This window comes from Chitinophaga arvensicola (assembly GCF_900110835.1).
Taxonomy (GTDB): domain Bacteria; phylum Bacteroidota; class Bacteroidia; order Chitinophagales; family Chitinophagaceae; genus Chitinophaga; species Chitinophaga arvensicola.
This window is the reverse complement of the sequence record NZ_FOJG01000001.1, coordinates 1755806-1776290: the sequence shown is the minus strand read 5'-3', so window position 1 is coordinate 1776290 and position 20485 is coordinate 1755806. Positions and strand designations below refer to the sequence as shown.

Genomic DNA, 20485 nt, shown 5'->3' with positions numbered 1-20485 from the left:
TGTGACAACATGCAGTAACTTTGCACCTCAGGAAAACGGACATATGAAACTATTACTGCATTATTTGAAGAGATATAAATGGTTGGTCGTATTAGCAATGGCTCTGGCCAGTATTAACCAGCTTTTCTCACTGATGGACCCGATGATCTTTGGCTGGATCATTGACAGGTTTGCATCTCATCCAAAAACATTTAAGGGTGGCACTATATTTCGGCCGGAGAATGAGTACCTGACAGGGGTACTGCTGCTGGTTGGCGCTGCCATTGGCGTGGCCATGGTATCGAGGATTGCGAAGGCTTTCCAGGACTATTTTGTGAACGTGATTGTTCAGAAATTCGGGGCGCAGGTGTACACTGATGGGCTTAAACACTCGCTCAGGCTACCTTATCAGCAATTTGAAGATCAGCGCAGCGGCGAAACACTGGCCATACTGCAGAAAGTACGGGTAGACTGCGAAAAATTCATTACAGCCTTTGTAAACGTGCTTTTTGTATCGTTGATCGGGGTGGTATTTGTGATGATTTATGCGACTACCGTGCACTGGAGTCTTCCTTTTGTGTATCTGACCGGCTGTGTGCTGCTCACGATTCTCATGAGTTTACTGAGCAGAAAGATTAAGGTAATCCAGAAAACAATTGTAAAAGAAACCACCGCACTGGCGGGATCTACTACCGAATCGCTCCGTAACATTGAGCTGGTAAAGAGTTTGGGCCTTTCCAACCAGGAAATCAGGCGGTTGAACTCTACCACTATGAAGATCCTGATGCTGGAACTGAAGAAAGTGCGGAGCATCCGCAGTATCAGTTTTGTACAGGGTACTTTTGTGAACCTGATGCGTTCTGCCATCCTGTTCCTGCTGCTGTTCTACATTTACCGCGATGTGGTGAGTATCGGGCAACTGATGACTTTACAGCTGTACTCCTTCTTCATTTTCGGGCCCTTGCAGGAATTGGGTAACATTATCCTGAACTATCGGGAGGCGCAGGTATCGCTGTTGAATTTCCAGAGCATCCTGAATACGCCGGTAGAAGAAATGCCGGCTAACCCGGTACGGGTATCGCATATTGATGAACTGCAATTCAAACAGGTTGGGTTTAAGCACCTCACAGCCGCCACCAAAGCGCTGGATAAGGTAAACTTCTCCGTGAATGTAGGAGAAACGATTGCTTTTGTAGGACCTTCAGGTTCCGGGAAAACCACGCTGGTAAAGCTATTGGTAGGATTATACAAACCCAACGAAGGACATATTTTCTACAACGGCGTAGATGCCAATGCGGTAGATATGGAAGATTTGCGGCACCAGGTAGGGTTTGTAACACAAGATACCCAACTTTTTGCGGGAACAATCCGGGAGAACCTGTTGTTTGTAAACCCGGGGGCCAGTGATGCCGATGTAATGGAAGCGCTGGACAAAGCCTCCTGTTATTCGCTGCTGGCAAGGGCAGATAAAGGCCTGGAGACGGTGATCGGTGAAGGAGGTATTAAAATTTCCGGCGGAGAAAAACAACGTTTATCCATTGCCAGGGCATTGCTACGTAAGCCGCGTTTGCTGGTATTCGATGAAGCTACTTCTGCACTGGACTCCATTACAGAAGAAGAAATTACGAAGACCGTCCGCGAAGTGACGTCCAGCAAACAACATATTACCGTGATGATTGCGCATCGTTTAAGTACGATTATGCACGCAGACCGGATCTATGTACTGGAAAAAGGACAGATCGTGGAAGTGGGTAAGCATGCAGATCTCGTGGAAGAGAAGGGTCTTTACTATGCGATGTGGAGACAACAGATCGGCGAGCGCAAGGTGGAAGCGGTTTAGCAAGGGGATACTAAGAAGTAATTGATTATTTTTGTAACATGAGTACACAACAGCCTAAGCGCCCGAACTATTTTGTCAGCATGCTGACAATGAAATGTCCAAGATGCCGGAAAGGAGATATGTTCAAAGATCAGAACCCGTTTCATTTGAAATTCTCGAAGATCTTTAACATGTATGATAATTGCCCGGTATGTGGACAGAAATATGAGCTGGAAACCGGCTTCTGGTTTGGGACAGGCTATGTGAGTTACGCTTTATCAGTGGCTTTCAGTGTATTTAACCTGATCTGGTTCTGGTTATTTTTCGGATTAACCTGGAGAGATAACAGCATTTTTGTCTGGCTGGGTGTAAACGGTGTATTACTTGTACTTATCCAGCCCTGGCTGATGCGATTGTCAAGAGCCATCTATCTTTACTTCTTTGTGTATTATGATGAAGACACTGCGAAGCTGGAAAAACCAACACATCAACACTAAAAAATAGTTGAAAAAAATATGGGGCTGTAAAAACAGCCCCTTTCTTTTTCAACCAAAATCTGAACCAATGGTGGTCAGAAAAATCTTAATTACAAAAACCAATTTTTTTGAAAAACTGAGGGAAACTGTTTACTCCTCCTGGCAGGACATCCGATCTTCACATACATAATGAACCCCTAAACTACAAAATCTCTCTATAATTCAAGTAAATATTTACATCAATGGCAAAACATGTCGGATTTATACTGTAAAATCGTTTTTACTTATCAAGCCCCGTCAGGACTGGATTTAACGATGTTGCAACAAATTTATATAAATTAGTAAATACTTTAATGTTAATACAAATAATAATATATAAGTAACCTTTATATAATAGTACGGGATCATGATCAGTTCCGTAAAATTCAATAGCTTTATCATTTCAAATAGTTACTCATCGTGCAAAGAACCTTATTACTGCTTGCTGTTTTATTCATTGGCTGTACACAGCCGGCATCCAGATCTGCAGCCGACAAAACCACGGCAGCGACCTCCATTGCGAACGCGAAACCCGAACCTTTCCGCCTGATAAGCGGTAAAACTGACAGCGACAGTGCTGTATTTGAAGCAGCAGGGATCACCGCTTCCATCGCCAATGCAGCAAACGGCATTCAGACGATTCATATTACCCGGGAAGGTAAGCGGCTGATTAACTATATGCGGGCTATCGACTCCAATGCAACCGCCATTCCGGTACCTCAGCTGATCATAACGGGCACGGATACAGCAGTTGGTTTCAATACCAATAAAATCCTTTTTAAAATAAAAGATAACAGGGCTACCTACACGAAAGTGGACGGCCCCGTGGTAGCTGATTCCATAAAAAAAGCCCCTGCAGACGCAGGAGCCTTTTAAAGTAACACTAACTAACACTATTTGAAATCGATCGGAATAGCCAGTTTGACACTGAAATTCCGGCCGACGTTATAAACGCCTGATCTGCCCGTCACGTCATTGATAGCCGCATACTTCAACCTGCTCAGGTGATTCTGGTAAGCAACATCGGTGAAGTTATTGACAGCGAAATGCAGGGAGAACAATGTTCTGTTCTTCTTATTTACAAAATCAGAACCTAAACCGGCATTAAACAAAGTATAACCGGAAGTAGTAGTTTCTGTTTGGTAAGCAGCAAACACGTCATTCTGTGCGAAATTCAGGTCCATCTGCACACCGATATAGGCATTGCGCAAAGGACTGTTACCTACCTTTTTAAATCTTCCTTTCAACTCAGACAGCCAGCGGGCAGGCGGAATATTGGGAAGATATTTCGTAGAGTCGCTGCTGTTACTGGTAGTAGCCCGTACATAAGAGAAAGTATTCTCAAAATGCAGCCAGTCGATCGGATGCGGATGTATATCCAGCATCACTTCCCCACCATACAGGTTGGCATCTGTCTGCTGGTATTTGAAAGCAGAGAATCCTTCGTCGTTATCTGTGGCAGGAATAGAATCTGAGCCTGCTGCATTAAACAGCTTGCGAGAGAAGATAAAGTTATTGATATGATTGTAAAACAGGCTGGCCGATAAAGACACATGCTCGGTATTGAAATCGATGCCTGCATCTACCTGCGTACTTACTTCGGGTTTCAGATCCTGGTTACCATATTCATACTTGATGGTTCCTTCGTGTACACCGTTGGCAGACAGTTCTGCGATATTCGGAGCGCGGAACCCTCTGGCAGCATTCACTTTCAGTACTACGCGATCGCTGGCTTCATAGCTGAGGCCTACGCTACCGGATACGTTATTGAAATTGCGTTTAAAGGCATCAAATTTACTATCACCGGTATTGGCAGGTTTACCATTTGCATCCAGGAACAATGATTTGGAGTTCATGGAACGGTTATCGAAGCGTAATCCACCGCTCAGGGTGAGCTTATTAAACGTTTTGCTGGTTACGGCGAAGGCGCCGAAATCAAACAGATCATATGCAGGGATCAGGAATTCTTCTCCTTTGTTTTCATTTTTCTGTTGCATACCATTCACGCCTACCGTTGTTTGCCAGCCGTTCATTTCGGGCAGGTAATATTTCAGTGCGTAGTTGAATGTTTGCAGGTGCAAGTATAATCCGGGTGTATTAGGATTTACCGGATCACCGAATTCCCGGCGCTGGTTCAGCTGATAACCGAGTGTAAGTCCCAGACGGCCACCATTGTGCAGGTACAGACTATTGTCCCATACAATTTTCTGATGGTTGATCTGTTGTTTGGGAACAGTCATGCTGTAGGACTTATTATCGCTACCCGTAACAGGTACTTCTTCTGCGGTGCCGTTATTATTGATTTGTTTCACAAATCCACCGGTGCTGTCGCGGTCACCTTCTACCAGTCCGAGGTGCTGGTTAAAGGAAGAGAAGCTCAGGTGGGAGTAGCCCCATTGTTTATTGATCCCGATAGTAGCGCCGTAGTTGGTGTTATTAAAGCGGGAATTAAATACGTAGTCGTCGTACTTGTTTTTGTAGTCGTGGGCCTGTTTCTGGGTTACATAAGCGCCCCAGCTGAAGCCGTTGTTATTTCCGGCGATATCGGCGTGATAGGCCATCAGACCGTTGTTGGTCTGGTAATTGGCTTCCACGTTGCCTTTGATCTGGCCGAGTGGTAACGGCGCCGGTGGTACGATATTGACTACACCAGCCAATGCATCCGAGCCATAAATGAGGGATGCGGGTCCTTTGAGGACTTCGATCCTGCTTACATTGTAATCGTCTATTTCGATACCATGTTCATCGCCCCATTGCTGGCCTTCCTGGCGGATACCGTCGCCTACTACCACAACACGGTTGTAGCCGAGACCACGGATAAATGGTTTGGAGATAGCGGGGCCGGTGGAGAGTTGTGTTACACCTGGAACTTTCGCAATGGCATCTATGATATTGGTAGAAATATTATCATCGAGGTAATCGCGGCGGATCACGCTGATAGGCGTGGGTGTTTTCTTTACGGAAGTGGCGAGGTTAGCGCCGGTGATCACGATTTCATTTTTTTCAATCAGTGTTTCACCGAGTTCAAAATCCTGGGTAGTAGCGCCGGAAATGGCTACAGGTGCGCTAAAAGCGGCATAACCGATGTAGTGTACATCTACCACATATTTTCCTTTCGGGAGATTTTTAATGACGTAGTTACCCTGTGCATCAGCCGCTGCACCGACCCTGAGATCCGGCAGGTATACGGTGGCGCCGGGCAAAGGCGTATGCGTTAATTTGTCCACCACTTTACCTGATAATGAGTTTGAATACACCCCTTCTTCCGGGTTGGTACCGGCATAGGCAGCAGGTAACGCCAATAACATTACACTCCAGAGACCGAGTATAAATACACGCAAATAATGCATATCTAAAAAATAAATAATCAATAATCAATGATAGCCAGCGTGAATTGGTTGGTCACGTGGCAGTACAAATAAAGGAATCAGGCCAGTATGGCGGGTGGCGCTCTGGGAGTGAGATTAAAGTATGCGACGTGAGAGGTTTCCGGTAACGTAAGCGGGAGAAATACCCAGATCACGGGTTGCACCGGTGCTATGTAAGTAGTAACAACCAGGTCGTAAGGCTCAATGCCTATCTGCAGGAAATCGCAGTGCTGGTGATGCTCGGAGAAGGTGAGTCCATCGTGGTGATGGATCACATCGTCCGTATCGTGGTGACCGGCAAATTCGTGTATAAACTCCCGTGGGATGGTATTTATGGCAAATACACCCAGGAGAATTATCGCTAATATTTTATGGAGATAGCGTTTATACACGGAGGCAAAGGTAGCAAAATTCAGCTATTTGCAACGGCGTTGCACGAATTTAATCAAATTATAAGTTTAGTTTACTTTAAGCATAGGCCTTACCTGTTGTATGGGTCCGTTCTGGAAGCGGGCATAGTAGATACCATTTGGCAGGTTATGCGCATCGAAAGTAAAGGAATAGGTACCCGGCGAATGTACTTTGTTAACAGGCACCCCAATGAGGCGGCCGGTAGTATCAAAGATTTGTATGAGCGTGTTGCCGCTGCCGGTCACATATTTAATAGTCGTATAGTTGGTAAATGGATTCGGTGAATTGGTGATGAGCTTTTTGTCATCCGTGTTCAGGTCAGGCAAATTGGTGATCGTGCCGCAGGCTACGCCGCTAACGAGGGGCAGGCGCTGGTAATCGTCCCGGAGGATGGATTTCAGTACGGTCTGGTCCACGCAGAACCATTGCTCCAGGATAGAGGCATAGATAGACCTGAAATCGTATTGCATCGGGATATTATCGATCACAGACGAGCTATCCGGTAATGCAGGAGAATTACCCAGCACGCCCTGGTTTACATAGTCGCCGAAAATGATGATAGGCGCGGCAGCACCGTGATCCGTACCCATGCTGTAATTGGATTTGATACGGCGGCCGAATTCGGAGAAAGTCATGCCCACTACCCGGCGGGAAGCATGCAGGCCTTTCAGGTCGTCCATAAAAGCTTTGATGGCATCGGATACGCCGCCGAGCAGGTTGGCGTGGCCGCCTTTGCTGGTGTCGCCGCCTTCCGTCTGATTGGCATGTGTATCGAAACCGCCAGTGCTCACCATATAGAGCTTTGTTTTGAGGCCGCCGGCCACGAGGCGGGCAACGATCTTCAACTGCTCTGCGAGGCTGTTATTGGCGGGATAAGGGCCCTGAGAAGTCACCTTTTTAGCGGCAGCTGTGATGGCCTGTTCATAGCTGTTGGTTTGTTTGGCGATGAGGCGGATATATTCCAGTTCTTTCCCCCATTTGGTATTCGGAACGGGATCTGTTATCCCATCAATCAGGTTATAAAAATCGGTGGCGCTGGTGATGGCAATACCCATGCTGGCGTTGGGTCCCTGGAATGCGGGTGATACAATAGATCCTATCTGTACGGCGAGCGGATCGGGCGCATCTGCATTTGGGAAACCATCCGGGAAGGATGGGTATTGGGTACCGAGGTATCGGCCTGCCCAACCAGTGGTAAGTACTTCGTTGGAATTGGAGCCGGTGAGCCAGATATCAGTGGCGCGGAAGTGGGAGAAGTTGGGCGAAGGATATCCCACACTTTGCACGATGCTCACTTTACCATCGTTATAGAGTTTCTGTATCCCTGTCATAGACGGGTGCAGACCTGATTTCAGGTAGTTATCGAGGCGGAGTACTTTTCCCTCCTGGATGGCGATGTTGGAACGGGCGGCCTGGTATTTACCATAAACATCCAGCGGGATGACCATGTTGAGGCCATCGTTACCACCGGTCATCTGGATCATGACGAGTACATGGTCATTGTCGGCTGCAGCGGTGAGTGCATCCAGCATAGGTGATGAGGCAAAGGCTTTAATAGAAAAGCCATTGATCATGGTAGGGAGGATAGCAGCTGGCGCTGTATATTTCAGGAAGTCTCTTCTTTTCATAAAAAGGTTTTTCTGCTATCAGGATAATTGATATTCAGACAGGTCCATAATGTATTTATACAGTGCCTGGAGGCGGCTTTCCACGTTATCTTTCAGGGTAGCGTCACCGGGTGATGCTTTCCAGGCTTGCCAGGCTTGCGTCCAGTAGTAGTTGCTATCGGCTGCTTGTCCGCTGAGGAGGATGGTATTTTTCAGAAAATCTTTCACTTTATCGGAAACGCCTACACGATATAATATATCGAGGGAGTCGGCGATCAGTGCCACAGGATCTTCGGGATGTGGTAGCTGATTGGCAAAGGCGAGTGTATCTATCTTTAATCCGTTGAATCCGCCGGCGCTGACCAGGCCGTCGGTGAAGCGGTTGCGTTTGGGCAGTGTATCGGTATTGATCCACAGTTCGTGAAAGGAGGGCGCCTGATAGTAAGCATCCCAACCGGCCACCAGTGGAGGATCGCCGAAGTTCTGCAGCATGGAAGCTGCTCTGTCGTGTACCACTGCCCAGCCTTTGTACTGGTTGGTATAGTCGGAGGCAAACGGAACACCGTATTCGCGGCATACGCCAACACAGAAATCGGCCGGACTTTTAATCAGGCAAGCCATGTTCAGCGGATCAAAAAAATGTTCGCTGGTAAAGAGTGCGTTGAGCGTAGTTTTTATATCATAGCCACTGCTGCGGAAAATATCTGCCAGGGGCGTAATTACATTTTGCTCTGTGGCGGCATCTATATCATAGTATACAAAAAAGCGGTATAGTTTGCGGCAGATAAACTTGGCCACTTCGGGTTGCAGGAAGATGATTTTCAGGAGGTCGTCGAGTTCTGTAGCGCCTTCTGTGCCTGTTTTTCCGGAGATGACTTTATTCGAATAAAAATCAGAGAATTGTTTGTTGGTAAGATCGTGCTGTGTGGTGTCAAACAGGCTGACGATATTGGTTCTGTCGACGCGAAAACCGGTGAGTACGCGGGCAGTAGCGCGAACATCATCTTCCGTATAATGGGAATCAGGCCCTTTACCTACGGTAAAGAGTTCATGCAATTCGCGGGCATAGTTTTCATCGGCGGCGCCTTTAGAATTGAGGTATCCGTTGAGATACACGAGCATGCCGGGATCCAGCGTGATGGCCTTTGTGAGGTCCCTGAAATTGCCGAGCGCATGTTTACGCAATGTTACATTATACTGGTAGATAAACCGGCTATCGTTTACCATACTGGTTTCTGTGACAAAATGATTATGCCAGAAGAGCACCATTTTTTCGTGTATGCTTGACTGTTGGTTAATCATCTGGCCGGTCCACCAGGCCTTGTAGGAGGCGATTCTTTTTCTTTCCAGCATTTCATCACCAAGTGGAGCTTTCACCCAGGTAGCGCCGGGCGTAACGCCGGTATCATCGATACCATAGTTATTCACGGGAGGCGTGGGATCGGGCTGCGTGGTGAGCAGGGTATCCACGGCCTGTTGCATGCTGAGACTGTTGAAAGTATTGATATTGGCGGGTGTTACGCCGAACAGTGTACGTTTCAGCAGATGAATGCGTTGCAGGGTGTCCCATGTACCGGTGTAGGGAGTAATACCAGTGGCGGTACGGGCAATAGTGTTCGTCGTCCGCGTTTGATGGCGGTCTGGCGATAAGGTTAGGAATTGTCTGCGATCCATAAGGCGATATGGTTGATGGCTTAGGGGGCCGATTATACCGCCAAATTAACAAAAACTTTAATCTAATTAAAGAGAAAGTGATATTATATTAATGAGAAGAATAAAATAATTATAAGAATCGAAGAAATGATTCTAAGACAGCGTGATCAAAATGATTCAATCTATATCAAAGTGATAATTAAATTATCATTTTACATATCCTTATATCATTTTAAATCAATCATTTACATCATTTTTTATTTGCCTGCGCAGGAAAAAAACCTTAATTTTGGATCGTCTGTAAAAAGTGCAGATAGCCAAAAGGGAGCTGCCCGTCGTGCAAAGAAAGACAGCCCCTTTGGTTTTTTGTTTCAGTAAACAAAAAAATCTTACATGATTTTTAAAAATTTGGTGGCGCGCCACTTACGCTCAGGTTTCTTCTTCCATTCTCTTCCTCCTCTTCTACCCGGCTATTGTAATACTTGTTAGCAGCTAAACAGGTATGTGTAATTGTTTGTCCTGTTTTTTTACCGGTAAGACCGGTAACGGGTATCTATTGCTCAATATGACAATCTATTTATCAAAAATTTGCCGTTAATGTCAATTTAAAACCCTTAACAACAAGCGCTTACACATTACAATACAAATATAGCTAATAATTGTTACAGTAGCACATTTTTATCACTTATCAAATTGATTTCCAATGCTTCAATATAACAGGAGATTTATCAGAATAATACGCCACTCGCTAAAACTGACACAAGAAGAACTCGGTGCAATTATCGGAATCACGCGGGAATGTTTTGGCACTTATGAAAGAGGAGAACGCAGCGCAAGTAATTTTTTCTGTGACCGGATACTGGAATTATATGGCATTGATCTCCGGCAACCTCCGGATTTTCACAAAATTGTATTTAAGGAAACGGATAAGGTACCACCGGCCGTATATGCTTATCTGAGTGGCCTGGAGATCCGGGAGGGAAAAGAGGAATAAGGCTTAAATAAATACAGGTCGCTGATATCAGCGACCTGTATTTTGCTATGCAGATTACATATGTTTCGGTATCCTGATTTATCAACATTATTTATTAACCGGATCAGGCCTTGCTTCTCCTCCTCCCGGCAGTGTTACAAAATAAGGCGTATCATATCCGTTTCCTTTGCGGAAAAAATCGGTGGAAATGATCTGGGCCCCGCTTTCAAAAGCCGCATTGGCCCGTGTATGATCATTTACTTTTGCTTCATACGTTTCAATATCCGCGCGGGTTCTTACCAGGAAGCCCTGCTTCACATACTGCTGTATTTCCTTCTGACGCACAAGGGCATTATCCAGCAGGAAAAAAGCAGCATACGTATCCTGTGGAAGTGATTGCATAAACATTACACGGCCTTCCAGGTTAGGTTTGTCTTTAGCATAATCTGATACCAGGTTCATACCCGCTGTGGAAGGTAGTAACAGGAATACAAACTTACCCCGTGCAGCTTTAACAGTAGGCCAGTTCTTCGCCAGAACAGCCTCCCGCAGCGTCGGGAATTTCCCTCTTACTTCATCCGGTGTAATCAGTTTATTTTTTCCGAGTACAGCTACCACTTCTTCATCCAGCTCGTCGAAAGCTTTTCCATCAAAGGGCAATACTTTTGCCGGATCCGGGAAAAGCGGCAGGCCTTTATCTTTAGCTTCTATCATGATGAAGATCGGGAAGTGATCCGGATGTGCGTCAGACCATGACCGGAGCGCCGTCAGCGCAGATTTGAAAGTTGTATAGTGCGTACGAAAATCGAGATCGGCCATATGCAATACTTTAAAACCCGGTTTATCCAGATCTGTTGTTTCAAAGGGAGCAAGATGATCGTATCCTTTCTTTTTCAATTCCCGGTAAGCCGCAGGATCATTAAAGCGATTACCCGTTGGATCGTAATGCACATCAATCTCCAGACTGCGTATACCTGCATCCAGTTGTACATCAAAGGGCGGATGATCATATTTAAGTCCTTCGCTCATCTTCATCCCATTGGGATGAAATTCATGAAAAGCGGCGGCTTGTTCTTTCGACATACCCATAAAATAGCCTTTCGACATTTTTTCAATGATGGGATCAATATAAGCCAGTACGGCGGTATCCACCGGCTTCGCGTAGCTGTTGTGTGTACCGAGTACCTGTACCTGGTTTATTTTCAGGTTGTTTATTTTTGAAGATTGCGCACTGCAAATGATCGTTGCACATGCCATCAGCATCGCTCCAAAAGCGCTGGTAATAATTTTCTGCATGATTGTTTTTTTGTAGTTAGAAGATTTTAGCGCTCACACCGATTTGTCCCCTGATGGAATACCATTCGGCCTGTTCCACACGGTCAAAGGTGCCATGGTAGTAGCGTACCGGCGCATTGGTGAGATTATTCAGCTCCAGGAACGTCCTGATCTTTGGAGTAATGGCATAAGAAGCGGAAAAGTCGACCGTGAAGTTCTGTGCATACCAGCGATAGTGGTCAGGGCCAGCAGCCTGTCGGATGACATCGAGATATTTGCCTTTATAATTACCGGCAACTCTCGCCATGAATTTACCATATTCATACATCAACGATGCGTTGAAGATATGTTTGGCTTGTTTGGGAATTACGCTGGCATCTTCCATTTTCTGGTCGCCCACAAAGCGGGGGATTTTCACGCGGGAATCGGTAAAAGTATAATTGGCATCGATACCGAAACCTTTCCAGATACCCGGGAGACCGGTAAATCTTTTTACGAAACCGGCTTCAAAACCGGCCAGCCATGCATGTTGCAGGTTATCCGGTTCACTCACCAGGTATTGTACCCCGTTGACTGATGCGGATGATTGATTCGTATAGATAAGATCGGTCAGCTTTTTATAGAACGCACCAAAATTGACCATACCAATTCCACCGAAATAATGTTCGGCCATCAGGTCGAAGTTACTGGCGAAAGTCGGTTTAAGACTGGCATTCCCCCTGGTGATCACTTTGTTGATATCGTCCTGTGTAGTACCGGGATTCAGGTTATTGAAGTCGGCACGGGCAAAACTGCGCGTATAAGCCAGGCGAAGAATATCTTTATCGGTAATCGTATACTTCATGTGCAGCATGGGCAGAAAAGCATTATAGCTGTTGTCCTGCGTAAGTGCGGTTACCTGTTTACCACCTGCACCAGTGGTAACTTTACTGCCATTGAAGATGACTTTATTGTATTCATTGCGGATACCACCTGTCAGTGTGAGTTGTTCTGATACTTTGTATTCTCCCATCACATATAGCGCATATACGTTTTCCACACCGGTAAAATATTTGGTAGCTCCGGATGCATTGGTAGCAGAATCTATCTGGAAAGGAAGCAGTTTGTTGTTAGCGATACTTTCCGGTGTTACCAATGTTTTCACCTGGCTGAGCGGCATCTGATCGATGATGACGTTGTTGTAAGGAGAACCGATCTCAGTAAGGAAACCACCATTATAAGGGAATGGCTCACTACCAAAACTGGCCATGGTAGGCGCAGCACCCAGAATACCGCCCAGGTAAACACTATAAGGTGTTTGCACTACTTTATCCTTATGAATGAACTTACCACCTGTTTTCAGATGGAATTTATTATTGGGCGAGTATTTGAAATTAAAACTGAAACGTTTGTTTTCTTCCCAGTTGGTACTACGTAACATTACTACCTGAGAGAGTTTCATAGCGGTGCTGCTGATGGGGGTAGCTGCCGATAAATGTGGCAACACAGCATCAATAACATCTCCTTTCCCATCGGGTGCATCCATAGCAAGATATTTTTTGCCATCTGCCGCGAGTCCCTCGTAGGTGGCGACCTGTTGGAAAGTAGCCACCGGATAGCCTCCCGGATCTTTAAACTGGAACTTCGATTTATCTATACTTGCTTCCCAGTCGAGGCTCAGTTTACCCGATAGTAAGGACTGTCCGCTCAATGCACCGGAATACAGGTTAGTATGGTAGTTGGAAGCCCTGGAAGTGATGGTGGCATTTTTAGCATTGAAATAAAAATACGTCTCCCTTACCATCTGTCCATCCATAAATTCGCTATAAATACCTTTGAACTGGATCTTATGCCTGTCATTGAATTTATATTCCAGACCGGCGTTTAAGCCTGTTGTTCTGCGGTGTGCGATGTAATCCCTCAACTGGAGATCAGTAATAGAATAAGATTGTTTGGGATTGGTGTTGGTAAAATCATAGTTCATATTATAGCGGTCCTGGGCAGAAGTCCGGTCCCACACTACTGCAGAGAGTACAAAACCAAGCTTATCTTTCAGCAGCCGGTCGCCATACACCACAGAGGCGTTATAGGAGCCTTTATGCGCCTGGTCACCGTAACCACCTGCTGCATTTATCCTCAGCGTGCGGGCCAGCGGGGCGGCTTTGGTGATAAAATTGATAGAGCCACCGATGGCATCTCCCTCTATGTCTGGTGTAATTGCTTTTGACAGCTGTACATATTCTATCAGCTCCGAAGGGAAAATATCCATCTGAATACGACGGTCTGTATAATCCAGGCTTGCAGTTGGCAGACGGTTGCCATTGAGCAGGGTAGCACTCCACTGGATAGGTGTGCCACGTACCGATACATAGCGGCCTTCGCCCTGGTCTCTTTCGATAGATACCCCCTGGATACGTTGTACTGCTTCAGCGGCGTTACGATCAGGAAGCTTGCCGATAGCATCGGCGGCCAGTACTTCCATAATTCCGGAAGCATTCTTTTTTATGCTGATGGCGCGTACCTGTGATCCGGCAGAGGCACCTTTTACTACCACTTCTCCCAAAACATCATTGGCAGGCTCCATCAGTATCGCACCCAGCTGATTTATTCCTGGTTTGACATCAACTTCCACTGTTTTAGTGGCAAAGCCTACGTAATTAATTCTAAGCGTTATTTTCCCGGTTTTCCTGACGGCAATATCAAAAACTCCGGAAAGATCCGTCTGCGTGCCAGTTCCATCAATAACGATAGTGGCAGCCGGCAGTGGTCCTTCTTTAGATAAAATACTTCCCCTGATCTGCTGTGCCGAGCAGAAAAAGGGAAAGAGTAAGAACAATAATAAAAGTCGGCGAATCATGAGCGAAATCATTTTTCCGCAAAGTTGAATGGGCCGCTCCAGGAAGTCGTCCTTCTGGATAAACCCGGACGACCGTATAGATCAGAGAAGACAGAACAGGCCACTAACATCTGACAATCAACACATTACCACACATTACCATATTGTTAAGGCTGATAAAAAGCGGTTGAATTATCGTTGTTGACTGAGATTTTTGTGTACCGGGAACCAGCAGGATGCGTACTTTTCAGGTAAGCAGACGGCGTATTACCTGTTACTTTTTTGAAGTATTGGTTGAAAGATGACTTGGAATGAAAGCCGGCGTCAAAAGCAAGAGACAGGAGATTGGGTGTAATTTTATTAGCCCTGTTTTCATCAATCAATCTTACCACTTCCCTGATTCTGTATTCATTGACAAACTGGTAAAAAGACTTTCCCAGGTATTGATTCAGCGTTTCTGAAAGATGATGGCGGGATATTTCCATCATAGCGGCCAGGTTATCCAGTGTCAGTCCCGGCTCTTTATATACCCCTTTCTCTTCCATCCAGCGTTTGATGTCCCGGGCAATACCGGATTGCTGATCGGCAGACAACAGCGACTTCCTGTTTGAACCAGCAGGATCAGGTGTTGCCATTTCTGAGACTTCGTTTTCAATAAATGCCGTTGGCGTATCGATCACTGTTTCCAGCACATCCCTGGCGGATTCCAGCAGGGGCACCTGCGTATCTGTGTAAATCAGCGATAAGACTTTCACCCGTCCGATAGCCAGACAAATACTCAACAGAGAGATATAGGTAACAATTCTTCCCCATAGATGGCTATCCAGCATTACCTGGGAAGCATCAGGCAACATTTTATTAACGGTGAGCCACAGCATAAAAAAGCCTGTGATCAGCGATGCGACACCCGTGAACTGCACCAGCTGCCGCTCGGATTGCCAGAAGGTTGGTATATGGCGGGATTCGACCAGGAACAGCGTTCCATATACCAGGCTGGAAACGATCAATGCGTAGCCGGTTATCTTATTATAGGAAATAATGACCGGAGGCGTGTCGCCGCCATGTGTAATCACATAACCAGCGATGGCAAAATATACAATCGCCGCCATCAATGCCGGCAGAAAAAGCAGATATACTTTATTTTTTATCTGTTGATAGCGTCCGGAGAGCTGCACCGTGTAGCTCCAGAACAGCGGCGTATAAATAAGGCTGATAAAAGTGTAGAACTGTTTGTGGATTTGTGCATCCGGGAAAATAACATGTAGCAGGAAAGCGCTGCCCAGGTGAATAAAAACCCATATCAAAAACCAACTTAATGTTTTATCAGCTGATGTTCTTTTATTATTAATAATGAAAATACTGAATACTACCAATGCCTGGAAAGCCCCTAACAGAATAATGTACTTCATGGAATGACTCTTTTACGGCTGTGAAGCTACATAACCACTGTTAAGGAATTATTATTTAGGTGTGGGATGAGGAAAATCGTCAGGGTTGAACTTTTTTATCCGGCACCAGGAATGCATGGCGAATGAGCCTTATCAGACGTGTTAACAGCCCAACCCGAGCATATGTGGAATCAACAGACAGCGCCTCTGTTAAAACCGACGGTATCACGATAAGCCTGTGGTGATACATCAGTTTTGCTTTTAAAAAATCTGCTAAAATAATATTCATCTTCGTAGCCGAGTTCGTAGGCAATTTCCTTGATAGTTTTCTCTGTCAGGTAAAGCTCTCTTTTTGCTTCGATAATGATTCTGTCTGCGATCAGGTCAGACAAAGTTTTATTGAAGTGCATCCTGGCTATACGGGCCAGTGAATTTGGTGTAAGATGGAGCATACCGGCATAATCACTTGCAGAATGTTTCGTCCTGAAATTTTCCTCGATAGCATTACGTAAGTGCTGGATGATCATCAATTGTTTTCCTCCCGGGTCACTGGCCAGTAAAACGGTCTGCTGTTCCAGCTTCATCCTGGTGGCCAATACCAGAAAGATCTTCAGGTAAGAAACAATCACCTCATCCCTTCTCAAACCTTCCGTTTTAAGCTCACCGGTAATTTCGCTTACAAAGTTCAACAGCGTCTTCCTTGCATTTTCGTCCAGGTGGATAAAAGGTTGCTGATAGATATTATTGAACAGGATACCGTTGCTCGCAATTTCCTTATGATGTCTGTATATACAGAAAAAGTCGTGATGGAACTGGATGGCAACGCCCATCAGCGGGCCTTTCGATTGTAGCATATACGGCTGATAAGGATAAAAAGCAAACAGGGTATTTTCTTTAAATGGGTATTCTGCCAGATCAACGGTAGCTATTCCTTCACCCGAGGTAATGATAATCAGGGTGAAATAATTATTCCGTTGTATGTGATCAAAATAACTGTTGTTATCGAACTCGAATACCTTGAAAGAAAGGTTTCCGTTCTGTTGATTCACCAGCGTGTATACTGATTGCGCTAACATAACTAAGATTTTTTAAGCAATCGCTGGAATGCTTCATTTAAAACATGGCACTCCTCCGGGCAAACATCCCCTGTCACCCTGGGTGGATTGCCCCATTGAGGCACCTCCGTTGTGGAAAGGACCGGGAACTGTGAAGTTGCCCCACCAAGAGTTGGAACTGCAATGCCATAAACGATATCAGGTATCCTGTGGTGCCTGATCAGATAAGCGCACGTGATACAGGGTTCATGCGTAGTGTACATACATGCCTGGGGCAACACATCCCTGTAACCGTTCGCAATAGCATCCCGGACCGCCAGTATTTCTGCATGGTTGGTGATATCTCCTGTTGATCGTCCGGATTCAATTCCTTTGCCAATTACTTTTCCTTCATGCACGATCAGTGCTCCTACCGGAGGATTACCGGCCTCCAGAGCGATCCTGGCGAGGCTCAGGCATTGGAGCATATAATTTCTATATTTATCTTCCACAGCTTCTTTCAATTTCCATGTTATCGGCTGGAAGCGAGCAGCCCATTAAATAACGATCGCTTCTTATTTAGGTGTATACCAAGATACTCAAATAATAGCAGTTGCTAATGAATGGCAACTGGTATCAAAAGGCCGGACATATTTACATTTTATGATTTCAGCATAAACACTATCCTCCGGTAAAACCAGAGGATAGTTAAGGAAGCCAGATCAAAAAATCAAAATAGCATAACCATCATTTCTGAGGTTAAGTAAACTTGGCAGCCCCGGCGTTCCCGGCACGGCATTATCATTTAACAGATCATAACCGGATACTTCCGTACCAAAGACTGCAACGCAGCCTTGAGAAAGACCATGAACATGATCCTTTACTTCCAGATAAAGTCCATTTACCGGATGTTCGGGTTTCTCCAGTTGTTCAGGCCACCTGATGCCTGTACCCTGGAAAATAATCTTCACCTCCTCTCCCGCATGTTTGAATTCATAGGCCGATGCTAAAGCGTTGAATACGCGTCCTAATGCTTCTTCTGAACCTGCTTTGGGATCAGAAAGAATAATGATGGCTGTTTTGCTCATATCAATAACTTGTTTTGTACTGCAAAGGTGCGCTGGTAACAGCTGGGGAAGAATGGAGGATTCTTGCAATCTCATGGAGGATTTTTTCAGCAATCCGGAGAAATACAACAACACGCGAAGCGGGCCTGCATAAGCAGGCCCGCTTCGTTCATTAAAGTGGTTGGATTATTTCGTCATATGAATAGCCGAATAATCTTACAAGGAGCCTGGTTTCACGAAGGTTTGCCATCCACGCATGGTATTGATAAAGCGCTCGCTTAGGCCCCCCTGGCGCAGGTATTCGGCCGTAACGGGCAGCTGAGCGCTATCGAACAGTGGGTTTGCCTTTACCTGAAGTGGGAAGTCGCGCTGAAGAATACCCGCCCGTGCAATCAGTACAAAATCGCAGCCTTCCTCCAGCAATTCTGCGGCACGCCGGGCACTCATTATTTTTCCGGCTGCGCCTAAGCGTACCCCTTTGCGGGGAAGCCCGGTGAAGATGCTGAGCAAAGTCTTTCCCTGGTACGTCCCCTCGCGGACAACCTGAGCAGCATCCCATAACGCCAGGTCAAGATAATCGATCAATTCGCGATCAAAGAAATCAGCCGTGATGTCACGCATCTCCTCCAGGCGCAGCCCGTGGCGCTCAACAGACAGCCGCCAGCCGATCTGGAAATCAGGACCACAAACCCTACGAATACCTTCGATAACCTCAACAGTGAATCGTGCGCGATTTTCAAGGCTGCCACCATACTTATCCTTACGGTCGTTTAAATGCGGAGACATGAACTCTGAAAGAATCCATCCGAAGGCACCATGTACCGAAACGCCATCGAACCCTGCCCGTTGCGCTCTTTTAGCAGCTGCAATAAAGCTGTCGCGGATCCGCTCCACCTCCTCCGTTGTAATTGCCTTAATGCCTGGTACCGTATTGCCCGAAGCGGGAGCAGGTATGCCCCCCAGTAAAGGCTTCGCGCGGTGCCCGGCATGATGTAGCTGTACAGCAGACAGTCCGCCTTGCCTTCGGATGGCAGCAGCCATCCTGGTCAGACCAGGCAAATGATCATCACTGTGAATTCCCATCTGGCGTTCAAAAGCGATGCCGCCGGCTTCCACAGTAGCAGCGCCGGTCTGGATGAATGCGTAACCGCTTTCCGCCAATTGTTCGATCCATAAATGGTCAAATTCGGAAGCAGTACCGTCATGTTCACTTTGCTGGCTGGTCAGTGGCGCCATCATAAAACGATTTCTCATTGCCGGGCCATGCAGTAGCATGAGCGGCTCGAATAGATTATTAACGGACATCTTTATCTCTGTATTTAATAAATTATTATCGACCGCAAAGATGGCGTGGCAATCGTTCGTGAAAAATGGATGATTCTGACATTATCATGGATGATTCTGAGTACAGCGGAACATCTATCAGTGTATGAAGTCCTTTTCTGCAAAGAAGATGTTTGTTACAGGTCAGCAGGACGTTTCCAAAGGAAAATAGCGGGCATAAAAAAGGGACAAGCTATGCTTGCCCCTTTCAAGTGACCCCTAAGGTACATTTTTCGAACTTTTTTATGGAAGATTTAAAGAGGCTCGCAAGCATGGTGGTTTAATAAACCGCCCTGCCTGCGGGCCTTTTCTGTATATGATCATTTGTGAACCTGAAAATTGTGCAGTATGTTAAAGTTATCATGTAAAGAAGCCAGGCAGTTAGACCTGGTTGATTATCTGGCCTCCCTCGGCCATCATCCCCAAGGGATCAGTAATCAGGATTATTGGTATTTATCCCCACTGAGGACGGAGCGAACACCTTCTTTTAAGATTAATCGCCGGCTGAATAGCTGGTATGACCATGGCATTGGCAAAGGAGGGAATCTCATCGATTTTGGGGTGCTATATTTTAGTTGCTCCGTTTCCGATCTTTTACACCGTTTGGCCTTACGGGCAACCCCGGATTTTTCTTTTCACCAGCCTACTGTTTCTGCCGATGAAAAGAAAGAGGACAAAATTGTACTGCTGACCACCCGCCAGCTAAATAGCTCCGCCTTATTGGCCTATATTCAGAAACGGCATATACCCTTGGAGGTTGCCCGCCATTTTTGTGAGGAAGTAGATTTTCTTTTATATGGTAAGAAGTATACCGTAATTGGATTCCGCAATAATGCCGGTGGCTATGAGCTGAGAAATGAACATTTTAAAGGTAGCAGCTCTTCAAAAGATGTGACCTTTATTAATAGCCACACGGAGCATGTATCCGTATTTGAAGGCTTCTTCAGCTTCCTTTCCTTTTTCGCGGCCAGTGATCGCGCAATATTACCGTCAAATTGTCTTGTTCTTAACTCCCTTTCTTTTTTCGAAAGGAGCCGCCCTCTTATGGAGCAACACCAGACTGTTCAATTGTTTTTAGATCGGGATACCGCCGGGATCAATCATACCCAATGGGCCCTGAAATGGGATAGTAGCCGATATGTAGATCACAGTGATTTTTTCCAAGGCCATAAGGATTTAAACGACTGGCTAATTAGCCACCATCAAAACCCGAAGGAAACCCAGCGAAGAAGCAAACGGCTTTAAATCGCTTAGGTAG

At 45.9% G+C, this 20485-nt stretch carries 16 protein-coding genes; 5 read left to right on the top strand and 11 right to left on the bottom strand.

Going from position 1 to position 20485, the window contains the following annotated elements; genetic code table 11:
- Positions 1 to 43 precede the first annotated feature (43 nt).
- The 3 genes from BMW79_RS07600 (at position 44) to BMW79_RS07590 (ending at position 3189) form a co-directional block, all read left to right on the top strand.
- Positions 44 to 1819 (top strand): ABC transporter ATP-binding protein, encoded by a 1776-nt coding sequence (locus BMW79_RS07600; protein WP_089892701.1) that lies wholly within the window; start codon positions 44 to 46, stop codon positions 1817 to 1819.
- A gap of 38 nt (positions 1820 to 1857) precedes the next feature.
- Positions 1858 to 2295 (top strand): DUF983 domain-containing protein, encoded by a 438-nt coding sequence (locus BMW79_RS07595; protein ID WP_089892698.1) that lies wholly within the window; start codon positions 1858 to 1860, stop codon positions 2293 to 2295.
- A 438-nt stretch (positions 2296 to 2733) separates the two neighbouring features.
- On the top strand, positions 2734 to 3189 hold the full coding sequence (locus BMW79_RS07590) for a hypothetical protein (RefSeq protein ID WP_089892695.1): 456 nt from the start codon (positions 2734 to 2736) through the stop codon (positions 3187 to 3189).
- A 17-nt stretch (positions 3190 to 3206) separates the two neighbouring features.
- On the opposite strand, the gene BMW79_RS07585 is transcribed toward BMW79_RS07590, so the two are convergent.
- The 4 genes from BMW79_RS07585 to BMW79_RS07570 all read right to left on the bottom strand — a co-directional run bounded on the left by BMW79_RS07585 (position 3207) and on the right by BMW79_RS07570 (position 9373).
- Complete coding sequence (locus BMW79_RS07585) at positions 3207 to 5663, bottom strand: TonB-dependent receptor (protein WP_089896816.1); 2457 nt, start codon at positions 5661 to 5663, stop codon at positions 3207 to 3209.
- 77 nt (positions 5664 to 5740) lie between these two features.
- Positions 5741 to 6073: a hypothetical protein gene (locus BMW79_RS33710; protein ID WP_143059105.1), complete on the bottom strand. Its 333-nt coding sequence runs from the start codon at positions 6071 to 6073 to the stop codon at positions 5741 to 5743.
- Positions 6074 to 6139: 66 nt separating this feature from the next.
- Positions 6140 to 7720, bottom strand: a complete 1581-nt coding sequence (locus BMW79_RS07575; protein WP_089892689.1) for a DUF1501 domain-containing protein — start codon at positions 7718 to 7720, stop codon at positions 6140 to 6142.
- Positions 7721 to 7738: 18 nt separating this feature from the next.
- The gene (locus BMW79_RS07570; protein ID WP_089892686.1) at positions 7739 to 9373 is read right to left on the bottom strand and encodes a DUF1800 domain-containing protein; all 1635 of its coding nucleotides are present in this window, start codon (positions 9371 to 9373) and stop codon (positions 7739 to 7741) included.
- Positions 9374 to 10055: 682 nt separating this feature from the next.
- On the opposite strand from BMW79_RS07570, the gene BMW79_RS07560 reads away from it, so the two are divergent.
- Positions 10056 to 10346, top strand: a complete 291-nt coding sequence (locus BMW79_RS07560; protein WP_089892680.1) for a helix-turn-helix domain-containing protein — start codon at positions 10056 to 10058, stop codon at positions 10344 to 10346.
- 87 nt (positions 10347 to 10433) lie between these two features.
- On the opposite strand, the gene BMW79_RS07555 is transcribed toward BMW79_RS07560, so the two are convergent.
- The 7 genes from BMW79_RS07555 to BMW79_RS07525 form a co-directional block, all read right to left on the bottom strand.
- Positions 10434 to 11621 carry a Ca2+-dependent phosphoinositide-specific phospholipase C gene (locus BMW79_RS07555; RefSeq protein ID WP_089892676.1) on the bottom strand — a complete coding sequence of 396 codons (1188 nt, stop codon included), beginning with the start codon at positions 11619 to 11621 and terminating at the stop codon, positions 10434 to 10436.
- Between the two features lie 16 nt (positions 11622 to 11637).
- Positions 11638 to 14436, bottom strand: a complete 2799-nt coding sequence (locus tag BMW79_RS07550; protein ID WP_177192072.1) for a TonB-dependent receptor — start codon at positions 14434 to 14436, stop codon at positions 11638 to 11640.
- A gap of 146 nt (positions 14437 to 14582) precedes the next feature.
- A complete protein-coding gene (locus BMW79_RS07545) occupies positions 14583 to 15824 on the bottom strand; it encodes a helix-turn-helix domain-containing protein (protein ID WP_089892670.1) in 1242 nt (413 codons plus the stop codon).
- 170 nt (positions 15825 to 15994) lie between these two features.
- Entirely contained in the window at positions 15995 to 16879 is an 885-nt protein-coding gene (locus BMW79_RS07540) for an AraC family transcriptional regulator (RefSeq protein ID WP_089892667.1), read from the bottom strand.
- 2 nt (positions 16880 to 16881) lie between these two features.
- Complete coding sequence (locus BMW79_RS07535; protein ID WP_089892664.1) at positions 16882 to 17325, bottom strand: nucleoside deaminase; 444 nt, start codon at positions 17323 to 17325, stop codon at positions 16882 to 16884.
- A gap of 234 nt (positions 17326 to 17559) precedes the next feature.
- Positions 17560 to 18000 carry a DsrE family protein gene (locus BMW79_RS07530; RefSeq protein WP_245752403.1) on the bottom strand — a complete coding sequence of 147 codons (441 nt, stop codon included), beginning with the start codon at positions 17998 to 18000 and terminating at the stop codon, positions 17560 to 17562.
- 120 nt (positions 18001 to 18120) lie between these two features.
- The gene (locus BMW79_RS07525; protein ID WP_089892657.1) at positions 18121 to 19209 is read right to left on the bottom strand and encodes an NADH:flavin oxidoreductase; all 1089 of its coding nucleotides are present in this window, start codon (positions 19207 to 19209) and stop codon (positions 18121 to 18123) included.
- 366 nt (positions 19210 to 19575) lie between these two features.
- Here BMW79_RS07525 and BMW79_RS07520 point away from each other — a divergent pair, with 366 nt between their 5' ends.
- Positions 19576 to 20472 carry a toprim domain-containing protein gene (locus BMW79_RS07520; RefSeq protein WP_089892653.1) on the top strand — a complete coding sequence of 299 codons (897 nt, stop codon included), beginning with the start codon at positions 19576 to 19578 and terminating at the stop codon, positions 20470 to 20472.
- The last annotated feature ends 13 nt before the right edge of the window (positions 20473 to 20485 follow it).